This window comes from Streptomyces sp. NPDC053076 (assembly GCF_044546845.1).
Classification (GTDB): Bacteria; Actinomycetota; Actinomycetes; order Streptomycetales; family Streptomycetaceae; genus Streptomyces.
This window is the reverse complement of sequence record NZ_JBITZL010000008.1, coordinates 91738-110624: the sequence shown is the minus strand read 5'-3', so window position 1 is coordinate 110624 and position 18887 is coordinate 91738. Positions and strand designations below refer to the sequence as shown.

The 18887-nt window shown below is 69.3% G+C and carries 16 protein-coding genes and 1 pseudogene; 8 read left to right on the top strand and 9 right to left on the bottom strand.

Annotated features, from left to right (window positions below):
- Nucleotides 1-215: 215 nt before the first annotated feature.
- The 3 genes from ACIGYR_RS29015 to ACIGYR_RS29005 form a co-directional block, all read right to left on the bottom strand.
- Nucleotides 216-1532 (bottom strand): beta-ketoacyl synthase N-terminal-like domain-containing protein, encoded by a 1317-nt coding sequence (locus ACIGYR_RS29015; protein ID WP_399605252.1) that lies wholly within the window; start codon nucleotides 1530-1532, stop codon nucleotides 216-218.
- A gap of 60 nt (nucleotides 1533-1592) precedes the next feature.
- Entirely contained in the window at nucleotides 1593-1985 is a 393-nt protein-coding gene (locus ACIGYR_RS29010; protein ID WP_399605254.1) for a DUF5988 family protein, read from the bottom strand.
- Between the two features lie 339 nt (nucleotides 1986-2324).
- Nucleotides 2325-2729: a hypothetical protein gene (locus ACIGYR_RS29005; protein WP_399605256.1), complete on the bottom strand. Its 405-nt coding sequence runs from the start codon at nucleotides 2727-2729 to the stop codon at nucleotides 2325-2327.
- Between the two features lie 1197 nt (nucleotides 2730-3926).
- Here ACIGYR_RS29005 and ACIGYR_RS29000 point away from each other — a divergent pair.
- On the top strand, nucleotides 3927-4547 hold the full coding sequence (locus ACIGYR_RS29000; RefSeq protein WP_399605258.1) for an ATP-binding protein: 621 nt from the start codon (nucleotides 3927-3929) through the stop codon (nucleotides 4545-4547).
- Here the strand turns inward: ACIGYR_RS29000 and ACIGYR_RS28995 are convergent.
- From ACIGYR_RS28995 to ACIGYR_RS28980, 4 genes are all read right to left on the bottom strand, one after another.
- Nucleotides 4453-4680: a hypothetical protein gene (locus ACIGYR_RS28995; protein WP_399605298.1), complete on the bottom strand. Its 228-nt coding sequence runs from the start codon at nucleotides 4678-4680 to the stop codon at nucleotides 4453-4455. The two genes, ACIGYR_RS29000 and ACIGYR_RS28995, sit on opposite strands and share 95 nt — an antisense overlap.
- Nucleotides 4681-4762: 82 nt before the next feature.
- Nucleotides 4763-8821, bottom strand: coding sequence for a trypsin-like peptidase domain-containing protein (locus ACIGYR_RS28990; protein ID WP_400014337.1), 4059 nt, complete (start codon nucleotides 8819-8821; stop codon nucleotides 4763-4765).
- A gap of 91 nt (nucleotides 8822-8912) precedes the next feature.
- Nucleotides 8913-9227 carry a CU044_2847 family protein gene (locus ACIGYR_RS28985; RefSeq protein ID WP_399605262.1) on the bottom strand — a complete coding sequence of 105 codons (315 nt, stop codon included), beginning with the start codon at nucleotides 9225-9227 and terminating at the stop codon, nucleotides 8913-8915.
- Nucleotides 9228-9478: 251 nt separating this feature from the next.
- Nucleotides 9479-10249: a FadR/GntR family transcriptional regulator gene (locus ACIGYR_RS28980; RefSeq protein WP_391843760.1), complete on the bottom strand. Its 771-nt coding sequence runs from the start codon at nucleotides 10247-10249 to the stop codon at nucleotides 9479-9481.
- A gap of 94 nt (nucleotides 10250-10343) precedes the next feature.
- On the opposite strand from ACIGYR_RS28980, the pseudogene ACIGYR_RS28975 reads away from it, so the two are divergent.
- The 3 genes and pseudogenes from ACIGYR_RS28975 to ACIGYR_RS28965 form a co-directional block, all read left to right on the top strand.
- A pseudogene (locus ACIGYR_RS28975) lies at nucleotides 10344-10622 on the top strand (carbon-nitrogen hydrolase family protein); the annotation flags it as partial.
- Between the two features lie 86 nt (nucleotides 10623-10708).
- A complete protein-coding gene (locus ACIGYR_RS28970; protein WP_399605264.1) occupies nucleotides 10709-11215 on the top strand; it encodes a carbon-nitrogen hydrolase family protein in 507 nt (168 codons plus the stop codon).
- Nucleotides 11216-11267: 52 nt separating this feature from the next.
- Nucleotides 11268-12659, top strand: a complete 1392-nt coding sequence (locus ACIGYR_RS28965) for an APC family permease (RefSeq protein WP_399605265.1) — start codon at nucleotides 11268-11270, stop codon at nucleotides 12657-12659.
- A 10-nt stretch (nucleotides 12660-12669) separates the two neighbouring features.
- Here ACIGYR_RS28965 and ACIGYR_RS28960 read toward each other — a convergent pair whose 3' ends face one another.
- Together ACIGYR_RS28960 and ACIGYR_RS28955 are read right to left on the bottom strand one after the other, a co-directional pair.
- A complete protein-coding gene (locus ACIGYR_RS28960) occupies nucleotides 12670-12972 on the bottom strand; it encodes a hypothetical protein (protein ID WP_399605267.1) in 303 nt (100 codons plus the stop codon).
- Between the two features lie 169 nt (nucleotides 12973-13141).
- On the bottom strand, nucleotides 13142-14728 hold the full coding sequence (locus ACIGYR_RS28955) for a (2,3-dihydroxybenzoyl)adenylate synthase (protein ID WP_399605269.1): 1587 nt from the start codon (nucleotides 14726-14728) through the stop codon (nucleotides 13142-13144).
- 358 nt (nucleotides 14729-15086) lie between these two features.
- Between ACIGYR_RS28955 and ACIGYR_RS28950 the strand changes: the two genes are divergently transcribed.
- From ACIGYR_RS28950 to ACIGYR_RS28935, 4 genes are all read left to right on the top strand, one after another.
- The gene (locus tag ACIGYR_RS28950) at nucleotides 15087-15833 is read left to right on the top strand and encodes a thioesterase II family protein (RefSeq protein ID WP_399605271.1); all 747 of its coding nucleotides are present in this window, start codon (nucleotides 15087-15089) and stop codon (nucleotides 15831-15833) included.
- A gap of 7 nt (nucleotides 15834-15840) precedes the next feature.
- Nucleotides 15841-16875 carry an isocitrate/isopropylmalate dehydrogenase family protein gene (locus ACIGYR_RS28945; RefSeq protein WP_399605273.1) on the top strand — a complete coding sequence of 345 codons (1035 nt, stop codon included), beginning with the start codon at nucleotides 15841-15843 and terminating at the stop codon, nucleotides 16873-16875.
- Between the two features lie 229 nt (nucleotides 16876-17104).
- On the top strand, nucleotides 17105-18481 hold the full coding sequence (locus ACIGYR_RS28940) for an FAD-dependent oxidoreductase (RefSeq protein ID WP_399607149.1): 1377 nt from the start codon (nucleotides 17105-17107) through the stop codon (nucleotides 18479-18481).
- A complete protein-coding gene (locus ACIGYR_RS28935) occupies nucleotides 18472-18810 on the top strand; it encodes an antibiotic biosynthesis monooxygenase family protein (RefSeq protein WP_399607147.1) in 339 nt (112 codons plus the stop codon). The genes ACIGYR_RS28940 and ACIGYR_RS28935 overlap by 10 nt, the downstream gene beginning before the upstream one ends.
- Nucleotides 18811-18887: the final 77 nt, after the last annotated feature.

The following is an 18887-nucleotide window of genomic DNA, read 5'->3' as shown; positions in this document are numbered from 1 at the left end:
GAGGGGAGGAGCGTGGACCTGCGCCGCGAGAAGCGGGCGGGCCGTGCGACGGCGTGCCCGGTGCGCCGAGCCCGCGGACGCAGGGGGACGAGGGGGCCGTTCGTACGCCTTCGCGGGACAACCGTGGCCATGCTGAACACCTGACTCCGCAGGTCGTCCAAGGTCTCGGGGACGGGCGACGGCGATCGGACAGCGGCGGCAGGCGAAGCCTGGGATCAGACGTCCGGGCTGCCCAGCAGGATCGCGCTCTTCACGCCCCCCACCTGGTAGTTGAAGGTGAACGCGTAGTCGAAGTCGAGGGGGCGGGGCAGCGTCCCGGGAACCGGGTCGAAGGTCAAATGCTCGGCCGGCTGCTCGCAGTTGGCGGTCGGACACACTTGGTTGTTGCGCATCATCAGCAAGGTCAGTGCCACTCCCAGGCAGCCCGCCGGAGCACCGTTGTGGCCGAAGCAGCCCTCCTGCGAGGACATGAGGACGTCGTGTGACGATGAGCCGTACAGTTCCCTGATCGCATTCGCCTCGAACGCGGTGACAACCACGTTGCCGTCGCTGCCACCGTGGATGTAGGGCACCTGACTGATCTCCCACGTGTCACCGAGGCACCTTCGCACCGCGGACACCAGTGCTTTCCCGGTCTCGTCGGAGGCCAGCGGGTTGGCGAGCCCGTCGCGAGTGGTGGACTGCGACAGGATCTGGCCGTAGAGGCGCGCATCTCGTGCGAAGGCGTGTTCCCGGCTCTCGATGATGACGGTCGCGGATCCCTCGCCATGGTTGATGCAGTCTGCGCGTTGGTCGTAGGGGCGCATAAGGGCGTCGAACGACGGCAGAAGGCTCGGCATGTCCTCGGAGCGCATAGCGTCGTATGCCTTCTGGGCTCCGCTCAACAGGCGTTGGATGTTGCGGATCATGGTGACGCTGAAGACGTCGGCTCCCGTCACCACTGCGATATCGGTCTCCCCCGAGGCGATCATACTCAGAGCGTTTCCGATCTGGAGCGCCGATGAGGCACAGCCGCACGACACCGTGAAGTTGGCGCCCTTCGACCGCGTGAATGCCCCTTGGACCAGGGCGACGTCCGATGGGGTGACAGCCTGCTCCGCCGCGACGAACATCTCCAGGGCCTCGGCGACGGGATAGGTCGCGGGGTCGGCCCGTAAAACGGCGAGGTAGCTGTCGATGTTGGCGTCCACGCCACCGCGGCCCACCAGGATGGCGGCTTCCCGGAGGTCCTGCTCCACATCGAGGCCCGCGTCCCGGCTCGCCTGCGCAAGCGACACCAGCCCGAAGCGATGAGCGTCCGTGTAGTGGCGTGAGAAAAACTCCGGAATGCCCGGTACCTGTTCTTCGAACGACGCTTTGGAGAGGCCGACGCTGCCGTAGTAGACGCCCTTTTTGACGAGGCAGGACGTGCCGGTGGAGGCGACCTGCCAGAGATCATCGGCAGTGAACACCGGGGCGCCCGGACCGGGAAGGCACAGTCCGATCCCTGTGACGACGGCGTCCCGCGCGCGTACGCCGGTGCGCCGCCTCATGAGGCACCTGCTCGTGCCAGTGAGTCGATCATTGAATTCTCCTCAGGATCAGGTGGTGGGTTATTCGGCGACGTAGGTGCGACGACACCACTTGTAGACGGGCAATCGCTCTCCGACATGAAGGGAGTACGAACCGGAGAACTCGAAGTGTTCATAGGCGTTGCCGCACAAGATTTTCACTTTGGGTTCGTCCCGCAGGGATGAAACTTCCCACACGCTGGGCAGCTCGCCCCAGACCGGACCGCCGGAAAGCAATACTCGGACAGGATTGGGCGCTTTCGGCTCCGGCACCTCGCGGCTACAGGGGATTACTTTCCCTGCCGGCCTCTCCTCGGTTTGTGGTGATTGTTTTCTCTCGGCGGTGAGCGGACGGTAAAAAGGTGAGGGGAAGAGACACCGGAACGCCGTGAGGAAGGAGCGGCACAGAGAATCGATGAGAGCGCGGACCAGCATGATGACCTGCCAGACGTTGAGGGAGCCCCGTCTCCCGGTGACTAGTGGACGCCTCGCCACGACGGCCGCGCACCGTAGATGCGGAGGGGGCAGGATGGCTGACGGCACCTGCGCTGTTGATCCGGACGCCGGTCACGGCCCCGAGCGCATCGGAGACGAAATGGCTGCGTGCTGCCGAGTGGGCCGGGCACCAGTCGGCGTCGGCTGGTGCCCGGCCCGTCTGCCGCCCGCCGGAATTGGGGAGAGGGGGCGCCCGGCGAGCGGCAGGTCCCGGCTTGTGCCGGGGGAAGGGCGGGGGTCACGTGACGTTGTCGCGGCGGCCGCCCGCCCGGGTACCGGTCAGGACGCGTTGGCCAGCGCCTGGGTGATCGCCGAGGCCGTGGCCTGCTCGGAGCTCAGGGCCGCGCTCGACGCCCCGAGCAGGTTGTAGACCAGAGCGGTCGCGTTGGTCGCGGTCGCCGTGAGGATGTTGGACCCCACCACTTGCGGCTGTCCCTGGCAGTCACCGATCGCGGCCACGAGGTAGGTGGCGGTGGCCGCGTTGTGCGTGCGAGCGCCCGCCACGTTGCTGGCCTGGTCCGCCGCGATGGCGGCGTTGTTGGCCGTCTGGGCGGCCTGGAGGTCGGCGACACAGGCCGAGACTGCTGCGGCGGGGGCCGCCGTGGCCAGAGGGGCGATGCCCACGACCGCGCCGGCCGCCATGGCGGTGACCACGGTGGCGGTGGCGAGACGGGAACGGAACATTGTGCACTCCCTTGAAGAGATGGCTGTTGCGCTGTTAGACACGACGCCGGTGGGAGCGGTCCGGTCCCCATGGACATTCGGGGGGTGGCTGCTGGGGAACGAAAACTCGGCCTGGTCGCCGCGCACTGCGCGCTGGGAGTGACGACCGGAACGGGCAGCAGTCACGTCCCCGGAAAGGGATGGGCGACCCGCCGGTTCGTGCTCCAGTAATGCGCCATGAGTCAGCGCCATCTCAAGAGGGATGCCGACTGCGTCACCCGATTGGAGCACGCCACACGGGAATAACCCCCGGCATACCGGACAGCGGCTTGCGCCGCGTTGGCGGCTTCCGCTTTTTTTCATTTCGATGGTGGCGGTACGTCGAAGTTGAGTGAAGAATGCTTTCTTGTACGGTCGGCGGACGACGCGCGCCGACGAGTGTCGCTGAGCCAGCGGCGGCCCAGAAACAGAAGCGCGACCAATCGGAATGGGAAAAAACCGCCCGATGGCGCGAAGATCTCCTTTTAAGGGGTTTTGCCTCGCGCGGCCGTAGGGGGCTCACTCGGTGTGCTATTGCGGCTCCTGTTGCGCAGAGTTCACGCCGGTGTGCGCCGTTAGCGCAGAATCATCCGGTCCTCGTGAGTCCCTGGAATACGCAGGTGGGAGTCTTATCACTTTACATTACGCCATTCGGGTGCTATCTCTCCGGCACGTGTTGCCGCTATATGCCGCCTGGGCGGATAACAGTTACATCCAACGGTGGGCTGCCCGTCCTCTCCGGGGTAGTGGTTGCCCGGGCTTCCGTGCGTCGGCTTCTGTCGGCCACTGAGCGCCGAGCTGCCGCGATGGGCACTCCGAGAGAGGTGTTGGATCCGTCAGCCGGCGTCGGCCGGCGCCGGCTGACGCGTCACTCCCGGACTGCCCTGTTGCGGTGTAAGGCAGGCTGACCACCGCCATCCCCGTATGTCCCGTCGGCAAGTCTGCCGAGGACTGGGGCAGACTGGAAACCGTGATGAATGTCCCCGCCACGGCGGGCTCGCTCGCATCTCGTAGATATCGGAAGCGCATTGCACTCGTCGTCGACGCACAGATGTCTGCACTTTCTGCCCGGTTCGGCGGTTGCCCCGGCACCGCGTCGGGCGCCGACCCACGTCCCAGGGGCTACCGGCACTTCTCTTCTCGTTGCTGCCCGTGCCCCGACAGCATCAGGAGACACACATGGTGACCAACCCCGCAGGCGTGGAGATCATTCTTTCTCCTGAAGACATCGAACGGTGGCCTGACACATCCGTGATCCGAACGACGGCCCCCGTTTGGTGCCGATCGCGCACCATTACCGTCCGGTGCCCAGCGGTGGATCAGGCCGTCCCGATCTGCAGGCATCTGACTCGCTTATGGCTTGACCGGCAGGGCTTAACGGACGAGGATATTCGCCACACGATCTTGCTGGTCACCACGGAACTCGCCACGAACGCGATCGTTCACACCGACAGCACCGTGATCACAACCAGCCTCCGGCGGAATCGGACTCATCTGCGCGTCCAAGTGCGCGACCAGGGAGTCGCCTCCGCGGGGAAAACGCACTGGCACAACGGCTCGGGATTCGGTCGGGGGCTGGGAATCATCGCTAGCTCCACCCGGGCGTTCGGTACCCGTGTTGCCGACAGCGGAGCCCGGACAACCTGGGCCACTGTCTGCCTGACGAACGGCCAGCCGCCTCGTGGCCCCGACAAGCCCGACGCGATCACTGCCTGCGTCGACGATGCTCGGTGGGGTCCCCCGCATGCCGGTCGAGGACCGTCAGGCTTCGCGAAGCGGGAGCGTTGTCCGGGCCGTTGATGCCACTGAGACGCAGACCGAAGATCGCCGACCGGATGATCTTGATAGTCTCGTCCAGGTTGTCCACCGCCCGCAGCACGCGCTCGGACGCCACAGCATGGTTGATGAAGCGGTCCGCGCTCTGCAGGGTCATACCGGTGGTGAACGGCCGTTGGATGGTGCAACCCGGTCGTTCCGTGTGTCTCGTGATTGAGCGCCGTGGTTCACATGTCGCGTCAGGTTGGGTGGCATATGGGGCCTGCTGACTGGCCGGGCAGGTAGGCCGTGCGTTCCTGCGGGGTGAGGTCGCGGTTGGCGGCACTGCATATCTTTCGTATGGCCGCGTCGGGTTGGGGCAGGACGATCTTCCACAGCCGCGCTGTGTGGTCGCTGCCGCCTGTAACGAGCGTATGGCCGTTGGGGTGGAAGGCCACCGCATTCACCTGGAGGTTCTGCCCGGTGAGGTTGACGATGGTTTTGCCGCTTGCGACGTCCCACAACCGTGCCGTGTGGTCGGAGCTGCCTGTGGCGAGGGTGTGACGGTCAGGACTGAAGGCCACCGACGACACGTCATTGACGTGTCCGGTGAGGGTGGTGCGGGTCTTGCCCGTGGCGACGTCCCACAGCCGGACGGTGAAATCTGCGCTGCCCGTGGCAAGCGTACGTCCGTCGGGGCTGAAGGCCACCGACGTCACCGCGTCGGTGTGTCCGGTGAGGGTGGTGCGGGTCTTGCCGGTGGCGAGGTCCCACAGCCGCGCCGTTTTGTCGTCGCTGCCCGTGGCAAGCGTACGTCCGTCGGGGCTGAAGGCCACCGACGTCACCGCGTCGGTGTGTCCGGTGAGGGTGGTGCGGGTCTTGCCGGTGGCGACGTCCCACAGGTGCACCGTTTTGTCGGTGCCGCCGATGGCGAGGGTGTGGCCATCGGGGCTGAAGACCGCCGACGTCGGCAGGTTGTCCGGTCTGGCGAGGGTGGTGCGGGTCTTGCCGGTGGCGACGTCCCACAGCCGCACCGTGGAGTCGAGACTGGTGGTGGCGAGGGTGCGTTCGTCGGGACTGAAGGCCACCGACGTCACCGCGGCGTTGTGTCCGGTGAGGGTGGTGCGGGTCTTGCCGGTGGCGAGGTCCCACAGCCGCGCCGTGTGGTCGGCGCTGGCGGTGGCGAGGGTGCGTCCGTCACGGCTGAAGGCCACCGAAGTCACAGAGTCGGTGTGGCCCGCCAGGGTGGTGGTATTGCCGGTGGTGATGTCCCACAGCCGTACCATGTGGTCGACGCCGGCGGTGGCGAGGGTGCGTCCGTCAGGGCTGAAGGCCACCGACTCCACCCAGCCACTATGCCCTCTCAGGATGGCGCGTGATGCACCGGTGGCGACGTCCCACAACGCCGCGACGTTCTCGAGGCTGCCTGTGGCGAGGGTGCGTCCGTCGGGGCTGAAGGCCACCGACGTCACCGCTTCGTCGTGTCCGGTGATGGTGATGCCGGCTTTGCCGGTGGCGACGTCCCACAGCCGCGCCGTGTGGTCGGCGCTGGCCGTGGCGAAGGTGCGTCCGTCGGGGCTGAAGGCCACCGACAGCACCGACTCCGAATGTCCGGTGATGGTGTTGCGGAGCTGACCAGTGGCGACATCCCACAGCCGCGCCGTGTGGTCGAGGCTGCCTGTGGCGAGGGTGCGTCCGTCAGGACTGAAGGCCACTGACGTGACTGCATGGTTGTGTCCGGTGAGGATGCGGGACTTGCCGGTGGCGACACCCCACAGACTCACCGTGTTGTCACTGCTGCCTATGGCGAGGGTGTGTCCGTCGGGACTGAAGGCCACCGACGTCGCGGCAACGTTGCCCACGAGGGTAGTGCGGGATTTGCCGGTGGCGGCATCCCACAGGCGCACAGTGGAATCGTCGCCGGCAGTGGCGAGGGTGTGTCCGTCGGGACTGAAGGCCACCGACTCCACCGCCTTGTCGTGTCCGGTGAGGGTGGTGCGCGTCTTGCCGGTGGCGAGGTCCCACAGCCGCGCCGTTTTGTCGAAGCTGCCTGAGGCAAGGGTGTGTCCGTCCGGGCTGAAGACCACCGACGCCACCACATCGGTGTGGCCGGTCAAGCGCCGGGACAGCGGGAGGGCTGACGCCTCTCGCAGGCTTGCCATGGACTCGGGTGTGTGGCTGGTGCGGTATGCCTGGACCGCCAGTAATGAGGCCAGCTCGGGATTCGCCCCCATGAGCGTTTCGGACTGGGCGGCGAGCTGTCTCGACAATGCTTCTTGCCGTTCGGCGACCGCCGTGCGCCACTGCCACAGGACACCTCCCGCGGCCACGAGCGCGAGTACGAGCAGGGACGCGAGGACGGCGTTGAGGCGCCGGCTACGCCGGATGGAAGCTCGTTGGCGTTCCTTGCTCGCAGCGAGAAAGGCTGCGATGTCGCCCGGCAACCGGCGTTGCCGTGACCAGTCGATGCCTTCCGCCAGTGCCGTCCCACCCAACAGGTCCCCGGGGTCGGCCGTGCCGGCCCAGCGGGACTGCCGTTCATGAGTCTTGTCGAGCCAGTCGTGGAAACGGTGATCCTGGCGGACCCACTCGCGCAATGTGCCCCATTCACGGATGAGGGCATCATGAACCAGTTCGGCCACGGGCTGCCCTGCGGAGTCTTCCGGGGGCTGAGGCGCGCGGAGCGTATGGGTGGTGATGATGCGATGGCGCGTGAGGAAAGCCATGACCGAGTCAACGGCTTCACCGTGGCTCGTTCCGGCGTCGACGTCGGCGGCTAGGTCACGTAGTTCGTCAAGGGGGACCTGAGCACGCACTGCCGGAACGTTCCGGCTCGGATCTGCGGGCCGTACCAGGGAGGTCAGGATCCGCCGAGCGATGGACCGCTGGTTCGGGGACAGGTCACTCAGGACGCTGTCGCACCACGTGGTCAGGCTTCCGCTCACCGCTCCGATGCGCCGGTAGGCCCCGTGGGTGAGATATCCGTCCTGCCGTCGAAGCCACAGCTGGCTGAGTGTCAGCTCCAGCAAGGGCAACACGGTGACCGGCGCCTGCTGTGCCGCGGTCGCCTCGGGGGTGATCGCCAGCACGTCGCTGATGATCTGCTCGGGCAGTCCGGGCTGGAAGCGGAGTCCGACATCCTGGGCGGGCAGAGTGATGATGTCGTGCAGGTCCTCCTGGCTCAGACTGCCCTGCACATTGAGCAGTCCTGGGATCGCTGCGTCCAGCAACTCGGGGGCCACAGCAGCCAGCTGAGGGTAGAAGTCGTCCCGCATCACCAGGATCACGCTGACTCTTGTTCCGGAACCGGCCACGGCCGTGAGCTCGTCCAGGGCGGCTCGGCGTATGTGCTGCCGGCTGTCGGCAGGCGAAGTGAAGAGTTCTTCGAACTGATCGACGACCAGCAGGACCCCTTGGCAACCGGGGTCCGCTGCCAGTCTCCGCCGCACCGCCGCCGCGATCCCGTCGTCTGCCGCTCCGGGCAGACCGGCCTTCTCGATCTCGGCCAGCAGGTTCTGCCCAGGACGGACCACCACCGGCAGCCACTGATCGCTCCCCGCAACCCCTCCCTGCGCCAGCGCGCGCAGCACCCCCGCCTGGATCAGCGACGACTTCCCGGAACCCGACGGCCCGAGCAACAGCGTCAGCCGGCGCTGCTGGGCAAGGCTGGCCAGGACTTGTCGTACCGCTTCCTTCCGGCCCTGGAACCAGCGGGCGTGCTCCGCCCCGAACGGCTCCAGTCCCCGGTACGGGCACACGTCCCGCACCTCCAGCTGCGGCACGATCTTCCGGAGGACCTGGGTCGGGGTGACGTAGGCGATGCCCTGACCCCGCTCGAAGGCGTCCGGCGCGGATATCTCGGTGAGCATGCCGATGACAAGGCCGGTCACTTCGTCCAGGACCGGGCCTCCGCTGAAGCCGGTGGTCAGGTCGTTGGCGTCGGTGAGCTGCAGCAGCAGGCCCCGGGCGGCCGAGGAGGGAAGCAAGTCGCCGGCCACGCCGAAGCCGAAATGCCCCTCCGGCGGTGCCTGGGCCGGGAAACCGAACGACCTGACCCGGTGGCCACGGCAGCCCTCCGCCGAACCCAGAGGGAGGAACTCCATGCCGGGCCGTATGCCGGTGAGCCGGACCACGGCCACGTCCTCGGCCTCCGGCGCACGCCAGGTGTCCTCCCCGACCCGGCCCTCGTCCTCCCGCGCATCCGGCAGATGCGGGAAATCCAGCCGCACCGTCTCACCTGGCCCGCCGCCCGCCGCCTGGATCACATGCGCACAGGTGACCAGCAGCCCCTCGGCTATCAGGAACCCTGCCCCCGCCACACTCCCGTCCGGGCACAGGACCTGCGCCACAGCAGCGGGCAAGGCCGAAGCGACTGGACCGGAGTCGTTCACGGGATCAATGGGCATCGGATCACCCTGGACCCTTCCATGACACGGTCACATTGAGGTGACAGCCTGCCTGTCCTTTCGTGATCACGGCTCCGGCCGCTACCGACAGGTCCACGCCGAACTCGATCACGACATCATCGGGGCGGGCCTTGCGCAGCTGCTCAAGGGCGGCGCGTGCCACCTCCGTGACCGGTTCCAGTGCCTCCTGCAGGGTCGCCGGCAGCTCATGCACGACCTCGCCGATCCGGCCAGCCTTCACCGGCCCGTCGTACGCGGCCGGGGCCTCGACCAGAACGCTGCCCCCACCCTTCAGCGGAATCCGAGTCAGGGATGCCACGACGCCTCCTACGTCTGCCGTCCCAGTCAGCGTCGCCCAGCACGAACCCGGACCGCACCATGCAGTAGGCCAGACGAACGAGACCCCGACAGCCCCGGACCAACGGCATTCGATCCGGACCTACGGCCGGCGCAGCGGCATGTGCGGCAGAGCGCGCTACGGTGAGTGACCACCCTTGGGCCTGTGCTCAGGCACTCCTCGAGTAAGAGCGGGCATGTCCATGTTCCCCACCTGAACGGGGTCAGGCGAGTTCAGTCGCTTGTCATGGCGGTTCCGGTGTCGGCGGACGTACTGAGCAGGCCCACGAACATGGTCTGGTGCAGCGTTTCCACATGGCGCCGTGCGGCCTCCCCCGCGGCGGCGGTGTCGTGGCGACGCAGGGCATCGAGGAGTTCGCGGTGCTCACGGTTGGAAGCGCGCAGCGCGTCCATGGGGTAGGGCAGGTAGTAGCGGTAGAGCTCGCGGAGGACCGCGCCGTAGGGGCCGGTGATCGAGGAACTGCCGGTCGCCTCGGCGAGCCGGAGGTGGAAGCGCTCGTCGCAGCCGTGGAACTCGGCCCAGCTGGGCACGCGGTCCATCTCCTCGACGAGTTCACGCAGCTCGGACAGGTCCTCGTCGGAGGCACGCACCGCCGCCAGGTGGGCGATGCCGCATTCCAGGGCGAGCCGGTGGTCGATCAGCCGGCGCACGGCATCGCCGGCCGTGCGGTAGGCATCCGTGGTGAGGACGGTCCCGGGGGTGGGGTGCGCGGCGACCAGCGTGCCGCCGCCGCGCCCGCGACGGCGCTCCAGAACGCCGTCGCTGCACAGAGATACCAGGGCTCGACGCGTGGTGATCTCGCTGACGTCGAGGGCCTGGGCGATCTGTGGGATGCCGGGCAGGCGGTCGCCGGGGGCCAGCAGGCCCAGATCGACAGCGAGAGCGATCCGGGCCCTGACCGCTTCCAGTGCGGACAGCCTGCGCACGCCACTGAGTTCGGGGGCCGTGAGGCCGGTGGTCGGGGCGTGTTCGCTGCCGGGCATGGCGTCACTCTAACCAGCTGCGTCGATCACCACTGAAAAATGCTCATCTTGAGCACTCTTGTTTAAGTGCTCATCTTGAACTAGTTTCGCGTTCATGTCCCGCCCCCTGCCCCTGGCTCTCGCCCAGCTCCCCCCGCGGCCCGCGCACACCCCGCTCGCTGGTTTCGCGGCTGAGTCGGAGAGCATCTTGGCCCGCTTCCCGCACACCCGGATGGCGGTCTTCCCCGAGCTGCACCTGTGCGGCGTCGACGCTCTCGGCGCCGAGGCGCACGAGCAGCTGCGGGAGATCGCCGAGCCTCTGGACGGCCCCCGGGTCAAGGAGATCGCTGCGCTGGCCGGAGATTTGGGCATCTGGCTGCTGCCGGGCTCGGTGTGCGAGCGCGGGCCGGCGGGGGAGCTGTTCAACACCGCCCTGGCCTTCTCCCCCCCCAGGGGCGTCTGGCGGCCTGGTACCGCAAGGTGTTCCCCTGGCGGCCGAGCGAGCCTTACGATCCCGGCGACCGGTTCGTGGTCTTCGACGTCCCGGAGGCGGGGCGGATCGGCTTCGCGATCTGCTACGACGCCTGGTTCCCGGAGGTCGCCCGCCACCTGGCGTGGCAGGGCGCCGAGGTCATCGTCAACCCCGTGATGACCACGACCGCCGACCGCGCGCAGGAGGTCGTCCTGGCCCGCGCCAACGCCATCGTCAATCAGGTGCACGTGGTCAGCGTGAACACCGCCGGCCCCCTGGGCAGCGGGCACAGCCTGGTCGTCGACCCCGAGGGCCGGATCCGGGCCGAGGCTGCCGGCGACGGCAGCACCATCCTCACCGACGTGATCGACCTGGACGACGTGACCCGCGTCCGGCGGTACGGCACCGCAGGCGTGAACCGCATGTGGGACCAGTTCACGGATACCGACGCCCCCATCGAACTGCCGCTGTACGGCGGCCGCCTCGACCCGCGCACCTGGCGTCCGGGAGCCTGACATCTCGGCTCTCACCCCTCCGTCCCCGCCCGTACGTCCCCGGAGCCCCTCCATGGCCAACGACGCCCCCGGCGCGCCCGCACTCGCGCGCACCCTCACCCTCAGAGCCGTCGTCCTGTTCGGTCTCGCCTACATGACCCCGCTGATCGTGCTGGGCACCTTCGGCGTGGTCGCCGCCAGTACCGGTGGCGCGGTCCCGACGGCGTACCTGCTCGCCCTGGTGGCGATGCTGTTCACGGCCCACAGCTACGGAAAGATGGCCGCCGCGTATCCCGTCGCCGGCTCCGCCTACACCTACGTCCGCAAGGCGATCGACGGGCGGCTCGGCTTCCTCGTCGGCTGGGCGACCCTGCTCGACTACTTCTTCCTGCCGATGGTCATCTGGCTGATCGGCGGCGCCTACCTGCAGGCGCAGTTCCCCGGTGTGCCGCACTGGATCTGGATCATCGGCTTCGTCGCCGTCACCACCGCGCTGAACATCCGGGGCATCAAGACCGCCGAGCGCGTCAACGACCTGCTGATGGTCTTCCAGGTGCTGGTCATCGGCATCTTCGTCGTCCTGTCGGTGCGTCACGTCTTCCAGACGGGCGGCGCCGGTGCACTGGTGAACGCCACACCCTTCGCCAACGGCGCGACCACCGCCGCCGGGATCTCGGCGGGCGCCGCCATCGCCGCGTACTCCTTCCTCGGTTTCGACGCGGTCACCACGCTGACGGAGGAGACGGTCGACCCGAAGCGGACCATGCCGCGCGCGATCCTGCTCACCGCGTTGATCGGCGGCGGCATCTTCGTCCTGGTCGCCTACACCACCCAGCTCGCCCACCCGGGCAGCTCCTTCGACGACCCCAGCTCCGCCGCCTTCGAGATCGCGAAGACCATCGGCGGCGACCTGTTCTCCTCGGTGTTCCTGGCCGGACTCGTGGTCGCGCAGTTCGCCTCCGGCATCGCCGCGCAGGCCAGCACCTCACGCCTGCTGTACGCAATGGGCCGCGACGGCGCCCTCCCGCACAAGATCTTCGCCCGACTCCACGAGCGCTACCGCACCCCCGCGCTCAACATCCTGCTGACCGGCGCGGTCGGCCTGATCGCCCTGCGCCTGGACGTGGCCGCCTCGACGTCCTTCATCAACTTCGGCGCGTTCACCGCCTTCACCTTCGTCAACGTCTCCGTACTCGCCACCTACGTACGGCGCCGCCGGGCCGGCGAGTCCCCCAGCCCGCTGTCATACCTCGTCGCACCCGCGATGGGCGCGACGGTGGACCTCTACCTGCTGTACAACCTGGACGGCAGAGCGCTCACCCTGGGCCTGATCTGGCTGAGCCTCGGCGTGGTGTACCTGGCCTATCTGACCCGGATGTTCCGCGTCCCGCCGCCGGAGATGTCGTTCACGGAGACCGCACCGGAAGACGTCCAAGGCGCCGCGCCTCTGCAGAACACGAAGTGACGGGGTCCGATCAGCAGTACAGGTTGCTGCCGGGGCTGGCGCCCAGGCTCGACGCGAACCGCTGGTAGGCATCGACGCGGCTCTGCGCCTGGCTGCGGATGCCCTCCCGGCCCGCCTCCGACTCCAGCACCGACACGATCCGCTGGTAGTCCGGCGCAAGGACCGACACCGCCATGCCCTCGGCCCGCCGGCGGCACGGGCGAGCCTGCCATATCGCGCTCCCGGCCGACTCTGCGACCTTGCACGCAGGCTCGGCCAGAACCTCGGCGACCGTCACGCGGGCATCGACCAGCCGCGCTCTTCGCGGACGCACTCGCCCTCGACCAGAGCGTCAGCGGCGCCGCCGCCCGTACCACCCTCGGCTGGCGCGGTAGGGGCGGGCGGTTCCGTGTGCCGTGGTGGGATTGCAGCCGGATGCGGTGGCCAACAGGCCCCGGCAGGCGCGGAACGGACGCAGAATCCGTCCCGCGCCCCGGGCCTCGTCAGCGTTTTGACGCGGCGATCCGTGCGCGCAGTGCCTTCTTGTCGACCTTCCCCATCGGTGTGCGCGGAAGCTGCGGCAGCGGAATCAGCCGGTCGGGGATCTTGTAGGCGGCCAGGCCGCGGCTCCTGAGGAACTCCTTCATGGCGGACGGTCGGACGTCCGCCTCGTTCAGGACGACGAACGCGTACGTCCGCTCGCCGAGCACGGTGTCCGCAACGCCGATCACGGCCGCGTCCTGTACGGCGGGGTGGGTGCGCAGCTGCCGCTCCACCTCCTCCGCGGAGACCTTCTCGCCGGCCCGGTTGATGACGTCCTTGTTCCTGCCGACGATCACGATGTTGCCGTCGGGCCTGCGCCGGACGAGGTCGCCGGTGCGGAAGAAACCGTCCGGCGTGAACGAGCGGGCGTTCTCCTCGGGGGCCCGGTAGTACCCGCGGATCGTGTACGGGCCCCGGACCTGCATCTCGCCCGCCTCCCCCTCGGGCACGGGGTTCCCCGACTCGTCGACGATCCGGACCTCGTCACCCGGTGACATGGGGCGGCCGTCCGTGTTGACGGCCGCCTCCTCCGGGTCGTCGAGCCGGGTGTGGGTCAGCAGCCCCTCGCTGATGCCGTACCACCGCTGGATCCGGCAGCCCAGCACCTGGGCCGCGCGGCGCGCCAGGGCCGGGTCGAGCGGGGCACTGCCCACCTGGATGAGCAGGCGGGACAGTTCGCCTGGCGGTCGCCCGGAATCGGCCCACAGCCGCAGCACCGAGGGCACGACCGTGGTCACGGTGACTGCCTCGCGGCGGATCAGCGAGAAGACGTCGTCGGGCCGCACGCTCGACGTGAGGACCGCCTTCCCGCCCATCAGGAGACTGCCGAACACGCCCGGACAGGCGAGGGCCGCCTGGTGCGCGACCGGGTTGACGGCGAGGTACACCACCTCCGGGCCCACCTGCATCGCCTCCGCGCTGGCCCGCATGACGTACTCGTAGTCGTCGTGGGTCCGGGGAATCAGCTTCGGCAGTCCGGTGGTGCCCCCGGAGAGCAGGAACAGCGCGGGGTCGGAGGCGTCCACCCGGGGCAGCACGACGTCCTGGGCGTCCAGCGACTCCAGCGACATGAACTCCTGGGCGTCGCCGCTGACGATCACGTGCGGGACCGACGGGATCTCCCGGGCGATCGTACGGAAGTCGAACCCGCCGAACTCGTCCTTCACCACATAGGCAACAGCCCCGGAGTGAGCGCACAGATGGGCGATCTCGGCCCTGCGGTGACCGGGCAACGCCAGCACCGGGATCGCTCCGGCCCGCAGCAGCGCGAAGACCAGGACGACGAACTCCGGGATGTTGGGGAGGTGCACCACCACCCGGTCCAGGGGTCTGATGCCCAGCCCGATCAGGCCACCCGCCAACCGGTCCGCCCGCCGGGACAGCTCTGCGTAGGTCATCCGGCGTTCACCGCACACCACGGCCACCCGCTCGGCGTTCCGTTCGCACGACTCGTGCAACAAGTCACCGATCGGCCGGCCGAGCCAGACCCCTGTCCGGCGCAGGTCCGCCGCGAGCTTTTCGGGCCAGTGCACAAAACCGTCAAGCATGATCGCGTTCCCTTTCAGGGTCGGTCGAGGCGTGGATCGAGGGGGCGCGGAGGTCCTGGTGGGGCCGCGGGTGCGCTCGGTCCGTCCCGGCCGCGGGACGGCGGCGACGCGGGTGGAGGGCAGGTGCCTTCCCGCGGTGGCGGGCGGTGTTCCGGTGCGGTGGTGCGCGACTTCGCGTGCGACGTGAGCCTGCTGCCGTGCGGCGGCGTGCCTGCGGTCCTTGTGTCCCTCGGCATCGTCGGCGCCGCGGTCCACCGCGCCCCGATCTCTTGCCGACATCTGTCGCGGGCCCCGCGAATCCGCGGCGAGTGGAAAACATGGTGCGGACGGAAGACGGCCGGCCAGAAAGGCGGAGAGGATGAGCCGGATACGGGAACGCGGCTGGGTGCGGTCGATGATCGCCGGTGACCCTCTCGGCGTTCGGGTGGTGTGCTTCCCGCACTCCGGGGGCTCAGGGATCGCCTTCGGCCAGTGGTCCGCCGCGGTGCCGCCCGGTGTGTCGCTGATGGCCGTCCAGTACCCGGGCCGCGGCGACCGCTTCACAGAGCCGCCCGTGGACGACGTGGCCGCGATGGCCGGCTGCGTGGCGGCGGAGCTGCTGCGGTTGCCGCCGGGCGACCACGTGCTGTTCGGGCACAGTCTGGGCGCGCTGGTCGCCTACGAGACCGCCCTGCTGCTGCGGGATGACGGCCAGGAACCCCTGGCGCTCTGCGTGTCCGCCGCCCTGCCGCCCGGACACATGAACAACAGGGGTGTCCACCTTGCGCCCGACGACGAGTTCTGGTCGACGCTGTGCGCGCTGGGCGGCATCGAACCCGCGGTCGCCGAGAACGCCGAGCTGCGCGACCTCCTCTTGCCCGTCATCCGCACGGACCTGCGGGCCCACGCGACCTATCGGCCCCGCCCCGGCATCCGTCCGCTGTCCTGTCCCGTGCGCTGCTACCACGGAGCGGGCGACCCGCTGGTGGAGCAGGCCCAGCTGGCGGGGTGGGCGAGCGTCACCTCCGGTGTCTTCACGGGGACCGTGCGGCCGGGCGGGCACTTCCACGTGACGACCGACGTCGCGGAACTCGTCGCGGACGTGCTGAGCCAGGGCCGGAGGTGAGGCGGCCTTGACCACCATCGCCGTGATCCCCGGTGACGGCATCGGTCCCGAGGTCATCGAGCCGGCGTTGGACGTCCTCGACGCCCTCGGCCTCGGGACGCGGACGGACGTCCTGGACCACGTCAACGCGGAGACGTACCTGCGCACCGGAACCGCGCTGACCGGAGCCGACCTCGACCGGATCAGGTCCAGTGAGGCGGCGCTCCTCGGTGCGGTCGGGGATCCCCGGCTCAGCGACACCGGGTACGTGCGCGCTGTCCTCACCACCCTGCGTCTCGAACTCGACCTCTACGTCAACTACCGGCCCGCCAGACTCTGGCACGACAGGCTCAGTCCGCTGCGCGACCCGGCCCGCCGGGCGATCGACTGCGTGATCGTCAGGGAGAACACCGAGGGGCTCTACAGCGGCATCGGCGGCGGTACGCGCACCGGGACCCCCCAGGAGATCGCCATCGACGTGGACCTCAGCACCCGGCAAGGCGTTTCCCGGGTGCTGGAGTTCGCCTTCTCCGTGGCGCGCAGGTCGGTGTGCCTCGTCGACAAGGCCAACGCCGTGCGCAACGGCGGACAGCTGTGGCAGCGGTGCTGGAGCGAGGCGGTCGCACGGCACCCGCACGTCGAGACGTCCCACCTCTACGTGGACACCGCCGCCCTGCGACTGGCCACCGATCCGACCGCCTTCGACGTCATCGTCACCAACAACTCCTACGGCGACATCCTGAGCGATCTCACGGCCGCGCTCGCCGGCGGCCTCGGCGTGGCGGCTTCGGCGAACCTCAACCCCGTGACCGGACAAGGGCTCTTCGAGCCCGTGCACGGCAGCGCCCCGGACATCGCGGGTACCGGCACCGCCAACCCGTGCGGCGCGATCCTCTCCGTGGCCCTGTTGGTCGAGCACCTGGGCCGGCCCGAGGAGGCGGACGCGGTCCGCCGGGCGGTCGCCGCGGCCGTGGCGACGGGCCGCGTCACCCCCGATCTCGGCGGATCCCTGAGCACGAAGGAGGTGGGCAGCGTGGTCCTGACGGAACTGCGGCGGCCCTAGTGCTGTGGCCGGAAAGGTTCACCGGCTCGCGGCGCCCGGCACGGCACCTCGCCGCGTTGTCGCATCACCCGAGTACATCCAGTACGCGGGTGATGCTCCGCCTTGCGATGCACCGCACCGGACGCCGCGAGCCTTCCGGCAAACCTTTCCGGCCACAGCACTAGCGAGGTGCGGACGCGGACACGACCGCGGACTGCGAGCGGAGCAACGGACGAGGAGCGGAGACGGCATGGACGGGAACGGCACGGACCGCGCGGACGGGAACCCGGAGACCGTCATCGTGGGGGCCGGTCTGGTGGGCGCGGTCACGGCTCTCTACCTCGCGCCCCGCTTCGGGCCGGTCACCCTGCTGGAGAAGCGGGCGGACCCCAGGCGCAAGCCCGGTGGGCAACGCCGGTCACTCGTCGTGATGCTGTCGGCGCGCGGCTGGCGCGCCCTGTCGGATCTGGGTGTCGCGGACGCCGTGCGCCGGATATGCGTCCCCCTGCACGGACGCTGCGGGCACCTGCCCGACGGCCGGACGCGGGTGACCCCCTACAGCCGGGACGGAGAGCCCATCTGGGCGGTGGAGCGCCGGCGGCTGCACCACATCCTGCTGGACGCCGCCGAGGCGACCCCCGGTGTGCGCATCCGCTTCGGGCAGCGCCTGCGCTCGGTGGACCTCGACGAACCCGCGGTGCTGGTGGAGGACCGGCACGGTTCGCACCGGCTGACGTGCCGCCGGGTCCTCGGCTGCGACGGTGCGCACTCCGCCGCCCGGGCCGCCCTGGAGGCGCGCGGCGCCCGGGCCGAGGTGCGCAGGCTGGACCTGGCCTACCAGGAGATCGACGTACCGGCCGGCCGGCTGGACCCGACCATCACGCACTTCTGGCCCACCGGGAAGGCGATGTTCGCCGCGCACCCCCTGCCGTCGGGGAAGCTCTCAGGTTCCTTGTTCATGCGCCTCGACGGCCCCGCCCCGTCCTACGCGGCGGCCCGCGGCGCCCGGGACCTGTCCGAGATGTTCGCCGCCCACTTCCCCGAGCTGACCGGCATCATCCCCGACATCGCGGAACAGCTCGCCGCCAAGGCCGTCTCGACCCTCACGGCCGTCCGCTGCGACCGATGGGTCTGGCGAGACACCTTCGCGCTGCTCGGTGACTCCTGTCACGCGATGGCGCCCTTCATGGGGCACGGCATGAACTGCGGCTTCGAGGACGCCCGGGTCCTCGTCGACTGCCTCGACGCCTCCGCGGACCGGGCGGCGGCCCTGGCCGCCTACGAGAAGTCGCGGACCGAGGACGCCGACGCGATCTCCCAGCTCTCCTACCGGCACTACTTCACCATGGCCAACCCACCTCGGGAGCAGACCGCTGCGGAGGTGCTGCGCGGGCGGCTGACGGCCCTCTTCCCCGACCGGTTCGTGCCGCTGTACGAGCGGTGCGCCTTCACGGAGGACAGCTACGCCTCCGTACTGCGCGACGACCGGCGCCTGGACCGGCTCGTGGCGGATCTGCTGGCCCGGTACGGCACCGAGCTGGCCTCGGCGCCCGACGACCGGCTGCGCGCCTGCACCCCTTCCCCCACCCCGACCACAGCCACCCTGGAGGACTCCGGATGTTCGTGATCCTGTTCAAGTCGCGCCTGTCCGAGCAGGCCGGCGAGGACTACCACGCCACCGAGGAGCGGATGCAGGAGCGGGTCCGCGGCATCGCCGGGTCCGACCCGGTGGAGGTCAAGCACTACACCGGGGAGGACGGTGAACGTCTCGCCGTCATGATGTGGCGGGACGGGGAGACGTTGGAACAGTGGCGTTGCGACCCCGAGCACCAAGTGGCGCAGCGACTGGGCAGGCAACGCTGGTACTCCGCCTACGAGCTGACCGTCGCCGAGGTGATCCGGACCAGCGCGCACGACGACGAAAGCCCGTCCGCGGCGGCCGAGGAGCCGCGCTAGCAGGCGCAGGACGGCCGTCGGAACGCGCAGACCGGCGACCGGAAGATGTCGTCCGAGGGCGGTTGTGGCGGGCCGGA

Bases quoted from the DNA above. Each gene is read 5' to 3' on its own strand.
- ACIGYR_RS28995 (WP_399605298.1), bottom strand. From the start codon at position 4,680: ATGACCCTGCAGAGCGCGGACCGCTTCATCAACCATGCTGTGGCGTCC.
- ACIGYR_RS28980 (WP_391843760.1), bottom strand. From the start codon at position 10,249: ATGCCCGGCAGCGAACACGCCCCGACCACCGGCCTCACGGCCCCCGAA.
- ACIGYR_RS29005 (WP_399605256.1), bottom strand. From the start codon at position 2,729: ATGTTCCGTTCCCGTCTCGCCACCGCCACCGTGGTCACCGCCATGGCG.
- ACIGYR_RS29015 (WP_399605252.1), bottom strand. From the start codon at position 1,532: ATGAGGCGGCGCACCGGCGTACGCGCGCGGGACGCCGTCGTCACAGGG.
- ACIGYR_RS28940 (WP_399607149.1), top strand. From the start codon at position 17,105: ATGGACGGGAACGGCACGGACCGCGCGGACGGGAACCCGGAGACCGTC.
- ACIGYR_RS29010 (WP_399605254.1), bottom strand. From the start codon at position 1,985: ATGCTGGTCCGCGCTCTCATCGATTCTCTGTGCCGCTCCTTCCTCACG.
- ACIGYR_RS28965 (WP_399605265.1), top strand. From the start codon at position 11,268: ATGGCCAACGACGCCCCCGGCGCGCCCGCACTCGCGCGCACCCTCACC.
- ACIGYR_RS28935 (WP_399607147.1), top strand. From the start codon at position 18,472: ATGTTCGTGATCCTGTTCAAGTCGCGCCTGTCCGAGCAGGCCGGCGAG.
- ACIGYR_RS28955 (WP_399605269.1), bottom strand. From the start codon at position 14,728: ATGCTTGACGGTTTTGTGCACTGGCCCGAAAAGCTCGCGGCGGACCTG.
- ACIGYR_RS29000 (WP_399605258.1), top strand. From the start codon at position 3,927: ATGGTGACCAACCCCGCAGGCGTGGAGATCATTCTTTCTCCTGAAGAC.
- ACIGYR_RS28950 (WP_399605271.1), top strand. From the start codon at position 15,087: ATGAGCCGGATACGGGAACGCGGCTGGGTGCGGTCGATGATCGCCGGT.